At 66.3% G+C, this 12,625-nt stretch carries 11 protein-coding genes; 8 read left to right on the forward strand and 3 right to left on the reverse strand.

The window, feature by feature from the left end; translation table 11 throughout:
- Positions 1 to 403: 403 nt before the first annotated feature.
- The 8 genes from QO033_RS06325 to QO033_RS06360 all read left to right on the forward strand — a co-directional run bounded on the left by QO033_RS06325 (position 404) and on the right by QO033_RS06360 (position 8,816).
- Positions 404 to 1,324, forward strand: coding sequence for an NAD-dependent epimerase/dehydratase family protein (locus QO033_RS06325; RefSeq protein ID WP_284480106.1), 921 nt, complete (start codon positions 404 to 406; stop codon positions 1,322 to 1,324).
- A gap of 37 nt (positions 1,325 to 1,361) precedes the next feature.
- Positions 1,362 to 2,477, forward strand: a complete 1,116-nt coding sequence (locus tag QO033_RS06330) for an acyltransferase family protein (RefSeq protein ID WP_284480107.1) — start codon at positions 1,362 to 1,364, stop codon at positions 2,475 to 2,477.
- Between the two features lie 170 nt (positions 2,478 to 2,647).
- The gene (locus tag QO033_RS06335) at positions 2,648 to 3,289 is read left to right on the forward strand and encodes a DUF6962 family protein (RefSeq protein ID WP_284480108.1); all 642 of its coding nucleotides are present in this window, start codon (positions 2,648 to 2,650) and stop codon (positions 3,287 to 3,289) included.
- A complete protein-coding gene (locus QO033_RS06340; RefSeq protein ID WP_284480109.1) occupies positions 3,286 to 4,407 on the forward strand; it encodes a cyclic nucleotide-binding domain-containing protein in 1,122 nt (373 codons plus the stop codon). Before QO033_RS06335 ends, QO033_RS06340 begins: the two co-directional genes overlap by 4 nt.
- Positions 4,408 to 4,482: 75 nt before the next feature.
- Complete coding sequence (locus QO033_RS06345; protein WP_284480110.1) at positions 4,483 to 5,409, forward strand: fatty acid desaturase family protein; 927 nt, start codon at positions 4,483 to 4,485, stop codon at positions 5,407 to 5,409.
- 46 nt (positions 5,410 to 5,455) lie between these two features.
- Complete coding sequence (locus QO033_RS06350) at positions 5,456 to 6,673, forward strand: SAM-dependent methyltransferase (RefSeq protein WP_284480111.1); 1,218 nt, start codon at positions 5,456 to 5,458, stop codon at positions 6,671 to 6,673.
- Entirely contained in the window at positions 6,670 to 7,875 is a 1,206-nt protein-coding gene (locus QO033_RS06355; RefSeq protein ID WP_284480112.1) for a glycosyltransferase, read from the forward strand. The genes QO033_RS06350 and QO033_RS06355 overlap by 4 nt, the downstream gene beginning before the upstream one ends.
- Positions 7,875 to 8,816, forward strand: a complete 942-nt coding sequence (locus tag QO033_RS06360; protein WP_284480113.1) for a diacylglycerol/lipid kinase family protein — start codon at positions 7,875 to 7,877, stop codon at positions 8,814 to 8,816. The genes QO033_RS06355 and QO033_RS06360 overlap by 1 nt, the downstream gene beginning before the upstream one ends.
- Here QO033_RS06360 and QO033_RS06365 read toward each other — a convergent pair.
- The 3 genes from QO033_RS06365 to QO033_RS06375 form a co-directional block, all read right to left on the reverse strand.
- Complete coding sequence (locus QO033_RS06365) at positions 8,806 to 10,017, reverse strand: hypothetical protein (protein ID WP_284480114.1); 1,212 nt, start codon at positions 10,015 to 10,017, stop codon at positions 8,806 to 8,808. The genes QO033_RS06360 and QO033_RS06365 overlap by 11 nt on opposite strands.
- A gap of 99 nt (positions 10,018 to 10,116) precedes the next feature.
- On the reverse strand, positions 10,117 to 11,577 hold the full coding sequence (locus tag QO033_RS06370; RefSeq protein ID WP_284480115.1) for a SidA/IucD/PvdA family monooxygenase: 1,461 nt from the start codon (positions 11,575 to 11,577) through the stop codon (positions 10,117 to 10,119).
- Positions 11,578 to 11,722: 145 nt separating this feature from the next.
- Positions 11,723 to 12,619 carry a LysR family transcriptional regulator gene (locus QO033_RS06375; protein ID WP_284480116.1) on the reverse strand — a complete coding sequence of 299 codons (897 nt, stop codon included), beginning with the start codon at positions 12,617 to 12,619 and terminating at the stop codon, positions 11,723 to 11,725.
- Positions 12,620 to 12,625 lie beyond the last annotated feature (6 nt).

Here is a 12,625-nt window from a genome sequence, read left to right on the forward strand (position 1 = left end):
GCCATACCGCCGATGTGGGCCCCAACACCGTGATCACGGTGGATGCGTCCAACACCATCACGCTCCTGGGCGTGCACAAGGCCGATCTGGACGTCTCCGACTTCTCGTTCTTCTGATCGGGACCAGACGCGTCACCGCAAGCCAAGTGCTCTCAGCCGGACCGGGGTTTCCCGGTCCGGTTTTCTTTTGCGCGATCCAGGACCGGCAATCGGGGTCTCCCCGGGGCGCTCCGGTGCGGATCGGCCACCGCGTAGGGAAAGCGGAAACCATCCCGGTCCACGGCTATTGACGCGAGGTTACCTGAGCGGGTTAGCTGGCGTCAGACCCCTGGCTTTTCCTCCGGTCCGCGCCGAGCCCGCGGGTCCGCAGACCATTTTGGCGGATCATTTTGAAAGAAGACGATTTGAAAGTTCTCGTCATCGGCGGCTGCGGATTCATCGGCTCGCATATCGTCGATGCGCTGCGATCGCGCGGGCTGTCGCTGCGGATCCTCGACCGCAGCCCGGAACGGTTTCGCGCGGCGCTGCCGGGGGTCGACTATGTGCTGCACGATCTGACCAGATCGCCGGTGCCCGATGCGGCGCTGCAGGGGGTGGATGTGGTGGTGCATCTTGCCAGCACCATGGTGCCCGCGACCTCCAACAGCGACCCGGCGGCGGATATCGCCGAAAATCTGATCCCCACCGTCCGCCTGCTTGAGGCGATGCGGCGGCAGGGCACCAGACGGCTGGTGTTTCTCTCTTCCGGCGGCACCGTCTACGGCGTGCCGCAGCGCGATCCGATTGCCGAAGATCACCCGCTGAATCCGATCAGCTCCTACGGCATCGTCAAGCTGGCGGTGGAGAAATACCTGCATATGGAACAGGCGCTGCACGGGCTCAGCTATGTGGCGCTGCGGGCCTCCAACCCCTATGGGCCGCGGCAGGGGCGCACCGGGGTGCAGGGGGTGATCGGCACCTATCTGTGGCGTCATGCGCGCCAGGAACCGATCGAGGTCTGGGGCGACGGCAGCGTCGTGCGCGATTTCCTCCATGTCGGCGATCTGGCCGATCTCTGCGTCCGGGCGGTGCTGTCCGATCAGACCGGTGTCTTCAATGCCGGCAGCGGTGAGGGCACCTCGATCCGCGAGGTGGTGGAGGTGATCGGCCGTATCGTCGGCCGCGAGGCCGAGCCGGTGTTCCGCCCCGGGCGCAGTTTCGACGTGCCGCGCGTGGTGCTGGACGTGACCCGGGCGCAGGAGGCCTTCGGCTGGCGCTGCCGCACTGCGCTGGCCCCGGGGATCGAGGAGACATGGGGCTGGGTCCGGCAGCAGGCCGGGCTCTAGACCCGGCAGAGGGCGGGCCAAGGGAAAGGGCAGGACGATGACAGGACAAAAGGGCGCCACCGGCCGGGTGGAGCAACTGACCGGGCTTCGGTTCTTCGCCGCCCTGCTGGTCTTTGCCGTGCATTTCCGCTGGGACACCAGCCCGGAGGCGCTGCGGACACTTGCCCAGCAGGGCTATGTCGGGGTGTCGTTCTTCTTCATGCTCTCGGGCTTCGTGCTGACCCATTCCTATGGGCGTCGCATCCGGGCCGGGCAGGTTTCCTTTCCCTCCTACGTCCTGTTGCGGATCGCCCGGCTGACGCCGCTGCATGTCCTGACCGGGCTGCCCTTCGTCTATTTCGCGATCGTCCAGAACGAGGCGATCTATTCCGAGGCGTTCGGGGTGATGAAGACGCTGCTGAACCTCAGCTTCCTGCAAAGCTGGGTGCCGGTTTCGGATTACTATTTCTCGCTCAATGCCCCGTCCTGGTCGCTGTCGGACGAGATGGCCTTTTACGTCGCCTTCTTCTTTCTGGTGACGCTGGCACCGCGGCGCCTGCTGCGGCTGACGCTGGGGTTGGGGGGCGTGGTTCTGATCTCCGCCCTGCTGGTGCAGGTGTTCCTGGGCGAGACGCGGTTTTTTGGAAAATACCCGCTCTCGCATTGGCTGTTCTACGTGTTCCCCGGGTTTCGCATCCTCGAATTCATGATCGGCATGCTGCTGCACGATCTGTGGCAGAGGGGCAAACGCCTGCCCGCCGGGCTGATCCCGCTGTCCTATCTGCTGCTCTTCGCGGCGATGTGGATCGCGCCGGCGGTGGCCGATCCGTTTCGCTATTCGCTGTTCTACCTGCCGGTGATCATGCTGTTCTTCTACGCGCATCTGTCCGAGCGGTCGGCCTGGACCGGTTTCTACGCCAGCTCGCTGCTGGTGTTGCTGGGCAATGCGTCCTTCGCCTTCTATCTGATCCACCAGCCGATGCTGCATCTGATGAACCTTTTCCTGCGCGGCGCCATGCCGGCGGATGCGGTGTTCTTCCCGGTGTCGCTGGGGATCACGGTGGTGGCCTCGGTGCTCCTCTACAAGCTTTATGAGATGCCGGCGGAGCGGGCGCTGAAGGGGTTGATCAGGCGTCGCTTTGCCACGCCGCGCCCGCAGGCTGAGCGTGTTTGACCGATGACGACCGTGATCTCGGGGTCGGGATGGCAAGGCCGTAGACTGAACAATCGTCTCGTATTAGATCCCGATCAGAGGCATAACGGAGGCGATGGATCGCATATCCACACCCCGCCCGGAGAAGGCGCCACCGTGCCGCGACACGGATCGAACAGCAGGAAGGTATCATGCTTAGCGAGCTCGCTTTATCCGCGCTGACAGACGGGATCCTCGCCTGTGAGCTGTTTTTCCTTGCCGGTCTCAGCTTCCGGCCCGGTGTGCAGGCGGGCTCTCCGGCCTGGCTCTGGGGCGCGACGCTGGCGCTGATCGGGCTGGCCTCGTTGCTGGGCATGATCGACCACGGGTTCTACGAGGCGATCGGGCACCCGGCGCATCGCAGCTGGGTGGTCGCCACCCGGGTGGTGATCGTCGCCGGCAGCCTGGCGATGATCGTCACCGCCGCCGCACAGTATCTGGCGGGCCGCTGGCGGGGGATGGTGATGGGGGCTGCGGCGCTCGGGGCGCTCTATCCGCTGGGAATGATCCTGACCTCGGACGATTTCATGTCCGTCATTCTCTATTATTCCGCTGGGCTGCTGCTGCTTCTGGGGCTGAGCGTCGCCAACCTGCGGCAGAATTCCGGCACCTGGGCAATGATCCTGGGCATTCTGGTGACGCTGGGGATCTCTGGCATGATACCGGCCCAGAGCAGCGGGTTCTGGGGACTTGGCCTGTACGGCAGCTACCATGTGCTGCTGATGCCGACGGTGATCCTGCTCTATCTCGGCGGGTGCGGGTTCCGCAGAGGGCGCGGGGCGGCGCGGTCATGACCGTCGACACCGCGGTCAGCAAGGACCGGCTGAAAGAGATCATTCCCAACCTGACCACCTATATGCCCGACCGGCTGATCGGCGCCGTTGGCGCCGCCTCGCAGGAGCGGCATGTCGCGCCGGGCGAGACCGTCATCGCCGAGGGGGAGACCAGCACGGAGTTCTTCCTGATCCGCGAAGGGACGTTCGGCATCTATCGCGCGGCCCCCGGCGGCGGGACCGAGGTGCGGGTGGCCGAGATCGGCCCGGGCCAGCCCTTCGGCGAAATGGCGTTGCTGGACGGGGAACCCCGCGCCGCCACCGTGCGGGCGGAGAGCGCCGGGGTGATCCTGGAAATCGCGCCAGAGGCACTGCGTGCCCAGCCCGACGGAGAGGCCGGCTTTCTGGAGCTGAAGGGCGCGCTTGCGGCCTTCGTTACCCGCCGGATGCGGGCGACGACACAGGGCCATGTGGAGGCGCTGCAACGCGAACTGGCGCTGCGCAAGGAACAGGAGCAGTTCGGCCGCTTCTTCATCTATTCGCTGACGATGATGTCCATCGGCACCATCGTGAACAACATGCTGGCCCGCATGACGCTGAGCGTCGATATCTACACGCAGATCTTCGCGTGGCAGTATCTGGCGGTGCTGCTGGTGCCGAGCTTCTTCGTGATTCGGCACATGGGGATTTCGCTGCAGTCGCTGGGCCTGACCACCGTCGGACTGAAGCGATCGCTGAGCGAAGGCGCGCTGATTTCCGTCGGCCTGTTCGCGCTGACCTGGATAGTTGCCGCAATTTTGAGGCATTTTGATGCTCTGCCGGGCAAGGTTCTGCCCTTCGATCTGCTCGGGACGCTCAGCTATTTTCTGCACAGCGCCCTGCAGGAGATCATCGCGCGCGGCTTCCTGCAGTCGTCGTTTCAGAGATTTCTGGGCGATTCCAATGGTCTATGGTCGGTGCTTCTGGCATCGATCCTGTTCGGGATGTTCCATCTGCATTTCGGCATGGCCGCAGTGCTGATGACGATCGCCACCGGCTGTGTTTTCGGCCTGATCTACATGCGCCACCAGAACGTCGCCGGCGTAACTTTGGTCCACTATGTGATGGGGGTCGCAGCCTTCAACACCGGGCTGATATAAAAATCATGGGAATGATGGATTGAGACCGGGCGCCGGATCACAGCATGCGCCCCTCGCAGGAAGGCCAAGCCTCAGATGATTGATCGCAAGTTTTTTGTCCCCCGTCCGGCCCGATATTACCGTGACTTCCTGACCTATCTGGCCGTTTTCGCGGTCTCCTTCGTCTGGGGGATCGGGGCGGACGGGCCCTGGGTTCTGCTGCCCTGGGTGCTGGCCGTGCTCAGCCTGCATCGTGCCGGGCTCTTCTGTCACGAGGTGGTGCACAGCAAACACGCCAGCCTCAGGCTGTTCCGGGCGCTCTATACATGGACTGTCGCCGTGATCGTGATGGTGCCGCCGATCCGCTTCGGGCTGCCGCATCTGGCACATCACCGCCTCGGGGTCTTCGGCACGCCGGAGGACCCGCAATACCCGCTGGTGCGGGGCAATCCCTTCGCCATGGTGATGGTGCTTGTGGTGATCCCCTTCATCGTGCCGTTCACCAACTTGCTGATGACGATCACCGGCGCGCTCGGGGCCTTCCGCTTCGAACGGGCGCTGGACCGCTGGGCGACGGAGAACTTCGGCTTCTCGCTCAGCTCCGAGCTGACGGCGGAACAGCAGGGTGAGGTGAGGCGTCATGCCCAGGTGACGCTGGTGGTCTTCGTGCTGTTCGTGGCGCTGCTGCCGTCGGCGCTGCCGTTCTACTATGCCGTCATGGTCGGGGGCTGGGCGCTGATCACCGCCCGCATCCCGCTGGAGCATGAACTGGAAGCCCTGGCCGAGGCCTCCGGCCCGCGCGACCAGATGGTGGACAGCTTCACCATTGAATCGCCGCTGGCGCTGCTGATCCAGCCGATCGGCTTCCGGTTCCACACCGCTCATCACATGTATCCGGGCGTGCCCTATCACAATCTGCCCGCGCTGCATGAGGAGCTGAAACGCAGCTCTCCCGACTATCGCAACAGCATCATTTCGATCCGGACCGCGATCCGCGGCCCGAAACCGGTGCGCGGTTCCTGATCCGCGCCCTCCGCCATACGCCTTAGCCACAAGATAGAGCCATTTCATGAAAGACGTTATCAAAGACCTTGCCGAGGCAATGACCGCGGCTGAGCCGGAGGCCCGCTTCGAGGTGCGCTATTGGGACGGCACCGGCTTCAAGATCGGCGAGGATCCGGAGTTCGTCCTGATCTTCAACACCCGGAGGGCGCTGTCGCGGGTGATCTCGGACGCCTTCATGGGCTTCGGCGAAAGCTATATGGCCGGCGAGATCGAGGTCGAGGGCGATATCAAGAAGCTGTTCTATCTCGGCTTCAAGATCGATTTCGCCGAACGCCCGATGTCACTGATGCTGCGGCTGAAACTGGCGATCCACTTCCTGATCGCCCGCAACACCCTGGCCCGGGCACGCGACAATATCTCTTTCAGCTACGATATCGGTAACGATTTCTATGAACTGCTGCTGGGCCCGGGCATGATCTATACCTGCGCCTATTTCAACTCTCCCGACGACAGCCTTGATCAGGCGCAGTGGAACAAGATGGAGCTGATCTGCCAGAAGCTGCGGTTGCAGCCGGGCGAGCATATCGCCGATCTGGGCTGCGGCTGGGGCGGCTTCCTGATGCATGCCGCCGAACACCACGGGGTAACCGGTGTCGGCTTCACCATCTCCGCCGAGCAGCGCGACTATGCGATCCGCAAGATCGCCGCGCGCGGCCTGTCCGACAAGATCGAGATCCGGTTGACCGACGCGCGCGAAGCGGATGGGATTTACGACAAGGTCGCCAGCATCGGCATGCTGGAACATATGGGCAATGCGCAGATTCCGCCGGTCTTCGAACGGATCGCCAAGATCCTGAAACCGCGGGGGCTGGCGCTGGTCCATACCATCGGCAACGACATGGAACGCCCGATCGATCCCTGGATCGACAAATACATCTTTCCCGGCACCCAGGCCTCGCCGCTGACCACGATGGTTCAGTCCGCGGCCGACAACGGGCTGGAGACGGTGGATCTGGAGAACCTGCGCCTGCACTACCCGCCGACGGTGGCCTATTGGATGCAGAACTTCGACGCCAATATCGACCGGATCACCGAGATGTATGACGAAACCTTCGTCCGCAGCTTCCGGCTCTATCTCGAGGTTGCCAGCTCCTCCTTCAGCTGGGGTGACAACCGACTTTATCACATGCTGATGACCAAGGGGCTCAGGAACGATCTGCCGATGACCCGCGCGCATCTGGTGCCCACCACTTTCAGACAGGGGCCGAACGACACCCAATGACCACGCCTTTGCACGTCGCTGTGATCTACACCGATGCCGGCGGCGGCCACCGGGCCAGCGCCCATGCGCTCAGATCGACGCTGGAGGCGACCGGGCGCTATCGCGTGACCCTGATCAACCCCTACAAGACGGTGATCCCGCATCTGGATATCTTCGCCTGGTTCGGCCGCCGCAGCGGCGAGGACGTCTATAACGAGGTGATCCTGCGCCGGGGCCGCACCCGTCTGGCCTGCTGGGCCTTCTATGCCGGGCTGAAGCTGAACTATGTGCTGTTCGAGGCACCGGCGACCCGGCTTCTGGCCCGCCGGTTCGAGGAGATCGCCCCGGATATCGCCGTCTCGGTCATGCCGCTGAGCAACCGGGTGCTGCTGAACGCGCTGGCGCGCTATCGCGCCGGGCTGCGCACCGGGCCGGCGCCGGAGGGGGCGGTGCTGATCACCGACTGGCGGGAACTGGCGCGCGGTGTGTGGTTCCCCAACCGCGACGATTATCATGCCATCTGTGGCACCGAGGAGGCCCGGGCCGATGCGCGCCGGCAGCGCCGGCTGGCGCCGCGGGTCCATGCCATGGGCGGTCTGCTGGTGCGGCCCGAGTTCGCCGCTGCCGCCGCCCGCCCGGCGGAGCGCGGTGCCCTGGGGCTCGATCCCGACCGGCCGGTGGTGACCGTTCTCTATGGCGCGCAGGGCAGTGAACGGATGGTCGATCTGGCGCGGCAGATGGCGCGGGTGCCGCAGCAGGCGCAGGTGGTGTTCCTCTGCGGTCGCAACGCGGCGCTGGCGGCGGAGATCGACGCGCTCGATCTGCCTTACCCGGCCCATGTCCTCGGCTTCACCGATCGGGTGCCGCACTATCTTTCCGTCAGTGATGTTTTCATCGGCAAGCCCGGTCCCGGGTCCGTCAGCGAGGCGTTGGCGCTGGGGGTGCCGGTGCTGCTGGATCGGAGCCTGGCGCTGCCGCAGGAGGCGGCGGTGCTGCGCCATGTGCTGGACAAGGGGTTGGGGCAGGCCTTCTCCACGCTGGAGGAGTTCGAAACGCTCTATACCGGCGCGCTCGCCGTCGCGGCGGGAGAGCGTCCGGCACGGCGGTCCAATACCTCCTGCAGCGATATCGTGACGATCCTCGACCGGATCGCCGCCGGCCGCAAACCGGTGGCGGCGCGGCACCGGCCGATTTCGCCGGTGCCCGAGATGAGACCGGACTGATGGACCGGCCCGATCGCCCGGAGCCGGGGGCGTGCACCGATCTGCCACAGGATCGGGCACTGCGGTTCCGCATCATCCACAACGCCCGTGCTGGCGGCAAGACCAAACGCCGCGAGCGGCTGCGGGCGGTGCTGGCGCGGCTGGAGGCGGCGGGCCACAGCCATGAGATCGTGACCACCGCCAGTGCCGGGGATGCGGCGGCATTCGCCCGGGAGACCACCCGCGCGATGGCCGATGTGCTGGTGGTCGCCGGTGGCGACGGCACGGTGAACGACGCGCTGCAGGGGATCGGCCCCGGAACGCCGCCGCTGGGCCTGATCCCGCTGGGGACGGCCAATGTACTGGCGCATGAGATCGGCATCGGCATCGACCCGGCGCGGATCGCCGGCTGTCTGATGCAGGGGCGGATCCAGCCGATCCACCCCGGCGAGGTCAACGGCCACCGCTTCATGATGATGGCGGGGGTCGGTCTCGATGCGCAGGTGGTCTCCGACCTGCGCCGTTCGGTCAAGAGCCGGTTCGGCAAGGCGGCTTATCTGATCGAGGTGACCCGCACGCTCCGGCGCTGGCGCTGCGAGGATATCTGCCTGTCGGTGGATGCGGCCGAACATCGTGCCGCCACCCTGGTGGTAAGCCGGGGCAAGCGCTATGGCGGCAGTTTCATTCTGGCGCCGCGGGGCGATATCGCGGCGCCCTCGTTCCAGATCACCCTGTTTCCCACCGGCCGGCCGCTGCAGGTCTTCGCCCGTTTCGTGGCGATCCCGCTGGGGCTGTTGCACCGGCTGAACCTGGTGCAGCAGGTCGAGGCGCGCGGGTTGGAAATCGCCGGGCCGGTCGGCGACCCGGTGCAGGCCGATGGCGATATCGTGGCGCATCTGCCGGCCCGCATCCGGCTGAGTCCGGAGCCGATCTATCTCTGCATGCCGCGGCTCAGGCCATAGCCGGTTCGGCCGGGGCGGCAGCGGTGTCGCTCAGCCCGCAGAGTCCGGCCAGCCGGCGGCAGGCCTCCATCCAGTCGAAATCCCGCCGCGCCGCCACCGGCGGTTCGGGATCGGTCGCGATGGCCCGGCGCAGCGCCGCCACCGCGCCCTCCATATCGGTATAGAAATGCGCGTTGGGATAGGCGTGAAACGGCAGGTTGCCCGGGCATTCGGGCAGTACCACATGGCGGCCCGCGACCAGCGCATCGGCGGTCGCAGTGCAGAGAACCTCGCTTTTCGAGGGGTTCAGCATCACCCGATAGGCGCCGATGGTTTCCCAGAACCGGGCGTTCGGCCCCTTCAGCGTCAGCGGCGCCTGTTCACGGGTCACCAGATCGCGAAAGCCGGCCTCGTCCCGGCCGCCGCCGATCACGTCCAGCGGCTGATCGGCGCGCTTGGCGATGCGCACCAGATCCTCCAGTCCCTTCTCCCACAGGAAGGAGCCCAGGAAATAGACACCGCGCACCTCCGGCGCGACCGGTGGAACCCGGGCATAACCGCGCGACACCCCGGTGATCCGTTCCACCGGCATGCTCACCCCCGGCAGCGTCAGCGCCGGCGACAGGCTGAGCGGCCGGTCGATCCTGAGCCGGATGGCGCGCCCGTGCAGGTAGGAGACCAGCTGTGCCACCCGTCCCGGCGCCGGCAGGTCGGAGGATCGGATGTATGTCTCGTAATCGGTCATCGACAGGCCCAGCGTCCGCTCTGCCCGGATCCGGCTGCGGCCGCGGGTGAAGGGATACCAGCACAGATGCTCCGGCTCGCTGGCGATCAGGCTGTGGCAGGGCGGCGCGGCGCGGAACACATCCTCCAGCGGCACGATGGACTTCATCCGGGCGATATAGGTGCTGCGATAGGGGCGGCATTCGGGCAGCGGCGGACAGCCCAGATCGGCGGCCTCGGCACGCAGCCAGTCCACCTGTTCGGCGAAATCGGCAAAGCGCTGCTCGCCCCAGAGCCGTTCCTGCGAGGCGGCATCGAGCCAGGGCAGAAGATAGGCCACCCGGTAGCCGAGCGCCGCCAGCCCGCAGGCATGCCAGAGCGAGATGAAGGAGGGCCCGGTCAGCCAAGGCAGCGCCGCCGAGGTCAGAACGGCGGCGTCGTAGTCATGGCGGGCGTTGGCCCCACTCCGGCTCCGGGTCTGTTCGCTGGCCTGACGCATGCGCTGATCCTCCTGTCGCAACGTCAGCTTCTCGTGCGGCAGGGGGCATTGCAACGGAAAACCGGGGCCTATGGTTTCCGGGGTCTTCGGCGCGCCGCCTCAGCCGGGCGCCCGGCCGTATTCGGCGCCGGTCAGGTCCGGGGTGTCATAGGACATCAGCCGGTCGCGATGCGGTGACCAGTCGGCCAGGAACAGGTCGCGACCGATGGTCTGGACCAGTCGCGGCACACCGTGGCGCAGGCTGGCGATTTCCCCCACCGCGCGGCCATGGCTGAGGCTTGCGCCGTAGGTATAGCAATGGATATTCCCCAGCACCGGCTGCGTCCCTGGCTGGCGTTCGAGGAACTCGAACCCCGGGCCCAGGTAGGGGTAGGAGGAGAGCGCCGGGATATCCACCCCGTCCTCGGGCTGGAACCGGTCGCGCCAGAGCGCGATATCGCCCGCGATCACCGCCAGTTCGGGCCGTTCCGTCACCTCCTGAACATAGCCGGTGCCGGTGACGATGAAGTCGAACTCATGCTGGCCGGCCTCGGTCTCCACCACCACGCTGTCGCCATTCTGCGCAAGCCGCTGCCAGCTCTGGCCGAAGTGCAGGTGGAACCCGGGCAGGGCGGTGGCGCGGCGCACGGTGGCGGCGATGGGCCCCGCGGCCCGGGCAAAGAAATAGCGCATCAGCTCCCATTTCCGGGCATCGGGCAGCTCGTGATAATGATCCATCACCCCGGCATAGGCCATGCCCTTGATCGGCGTGACCCGGTTCAGATCGTCATGCCGGCAGAACAGATCGGCGCGCGCGGCGCCCTGTTCCAGCGCCGTGGCGGCGACGTCGAAGGCCGAGGAGGCAGCGCCCAGCACCCCGATCCGCTTGCCCTTCAGCCGGGCGAAGTCGATCGCCGTGTCGGTATGGGCATAGCGCGCCGGGTCGAGCGTGTCGGTGATCGTCTCGGGGATATACATCCGTCCGGATCCGCCCATGCCGGTTGCCAGCACCAGTTTCCGCGTCACGCAGCGTTCGGCCTGGCCATCGCGGATCAGCTCCACCGCGATTCCGTTCGGATCGGGGCGTATGGCGGTGACGCGGGTGTCGTTTTCCACCCGGGTGCCGGTGGCCTGGCGATACCAGCTGAGATAGGCGGCCCAGTCCTGCCGGCTGGCGCGCTCCAGCGCGGCATAGGCGGCCTGACCGTAGAGGGTTTCGAACCAGGCGCGAAAGCTCAGCGCGGCGATGCCCAGCTCCGGCCCGGGCAGGGTCTTGGTGCTGCGCAGTGTCCGCATCCGCGCCGTGGTCAGCCAGACGCCTTCCCGGCCCTCGGGGGCGGCATCAACGATGCGCAGCCGCGCGATCCCGGCCCGGCGCAGCAGAAAACCGATGGCCATGCCGCTCTGGCCGCCGCCGACCACCAGCACGTCGCAATCGGTGCCGGACCGTTCGGGCACCCAGTTCGGAGTCTCCTCGCCGAGATAGGCGATATCGTCCCGTACCCGCTGGCTCAGCTCTGCCAGACTGCGTGCATAGGGCCCGGGATCCGCAAGGGGCGTTGCTGCCGGCTGATCGTTCATCACCATGGTCCTGTTATCCTGGGGTCGGGCGGAGCATGCCTGCGACCGGCGCCGGGGTTCCATGGTTTTCGGTCCCGAAGGCCGGCTTTCCCTTGCGCCCCCGCAGGCGAAGCCCAAGGATTGCGCGCCGGGTGAAACGGATTGTTCAGGCGGCGGCCGGATCGCGCCGTGCCAGCATCAGATCGATGAACCGGTCCCGGGTGGGAGAGGGGGCGCCCTCCGGCCAGACCAGACAGAGCCGCAGCCGCACATCGAGATCGGGAACCGGGATGAAGCGCACCGCCGGCGGCGGCCGCAGCCGCTGGTTCTCGTTCACGATGGCCATGCCGAGGCCGGAGTTCACCAACGCCAGGATATCGGATTCATTGGTCATCTCGCTGTGAAACCCGCCGCGATGGCCGGCCGCGGTCAGCGCCGCGGTGACGTCGTCGTACATCTGCGGGGAGGAGGCGCGGCGAAACCCGATCAGCGGCGCGCCGGCCAGATCGGCCATTCGCACCGTCGGTCGGTCCGCCATCGGGTCGCCGGCGGGGACCGCCAGCATCAGCCGGTGCAGCGCCAGCGGCGCCAGGGTCAGCCCGGGTTCCGGTTGGGGGTTGTAGATGATGCTGGCATCGAGCTTGCCGGTCCGGAGCGCCGCCATCTGCTCGCCGGAGGACATGGCCAGCAGGTTCAGCTCGACCCCGGCGAACCTCTGGCGGAATTCCTGGATTGTCTGCGGCACAATACCGGACCAGGCGGAGACCTCGATCAGCCCCAGCGACAGTTGCCCCTCCGCGCCGGAGGCGGCGGCGCGGGCGGCGGCGACGGCCCGTTCGATCCGCGCCTCCACCGGCTTCAGCTGGGTCAGGAACACCTCTCCCGCCGGGGTAAGGCGCACCCCACGGGGCAACCGCTCGAACAGGGTGACGCCGATCTCGTCTTCCAGCAGCTTCATCTGCCGGCTCAGCGCCGGCTGGGCGATGCGCAGCAGATCTGCCGCCCGGCCGAAATGCTGCAGCTCTGCTATAGCGATAAAATACCTGATTTGGCTCAGTTTCATTATTTT

The sequence above is a fragment of the Pseudodonghicola flavimaris genome (assembly GCF_030164425.1).
GTDB classification, from domain to species: domain Bacteria; phylum Pseudomonadota; class Alphaproteobacteria; order Rhodobacterales; family Rhodobacteraceae; genus Pseudodonghicola; species Pseudodonghicola flavimaris.

Bases quoted from the DNA above. Each gene is read 5' to 3' on its own strand.
- QO033_RS06330 (WP_284480107.1), top strand. From the start codon at position 1,362: ATGACAGGACAAAAGGGCGCCACCGGCCGGGTGGAGCAACTGACCGGG.
- QO033_RS06335 (WP_284480108.1), top strand. From the start codon at position 2,648: ATGCTTAGCGAGCTCGCTTTATCCGCGCTGACAGACGGGATCCTCGCC.
- QO033_RS06340 (WP_284480109.1), top strand. From the start codon at position 3,286: ATGACCGTCGACACCGCGGTCAGCAAGGACCGGCTGAAAGAGATCATT.
- QO033_RS06345 (WP_284480110.1), top strand. From the start codon at position 4,483: ATGATTGATCGCAAGTTTTTTGTCCCCCGTCCGGCCCGATATTACCGT.
- QO033_RS06350 (WP_284480111.1), top strand. From the start codon at position 5,456: ATGAAAGACGTTATCAAAGACCTTGCCGAGGCAATGACCGCGGCTGAG.
- QO033_RS06355 (WP_284480112.1), top strand. From the start codon at position 6,670: ATGACCACGCCTTTGCACGTCGCTGTGATCTACACCGATGCCGGCGGC.
- QO033_RS06360 (WP_284480113.1), top strand. From the start codon at position 7,875: ATGGACCGGCCCGATCGCCCGGAGCCGGGGGCGTGCACCGATCTGCCA.
- QO033_RS06365 (WP_284480114.1), bottom strand. From the start codon at position 10,017: ATGCGTCAGGCCAGCGAACAGACCCGGAGCCGGAGTGGGGCCAACGCC.
- QO033_RS06370 (WP_284480115.1), bottom strand. From the start codon at position 11,577: ATGAACGATCAGCCGGCAGCAACGCCCCTTGCGGATCCCGGGCCCTAT.
- QO033_RS06375 (WP_284480116.1), bottom strand. From the start codon at position 12,619: ATGAAACTGAGCCAAATCAGGTATTTTATCGCTATAGCAGAGCTGCAG.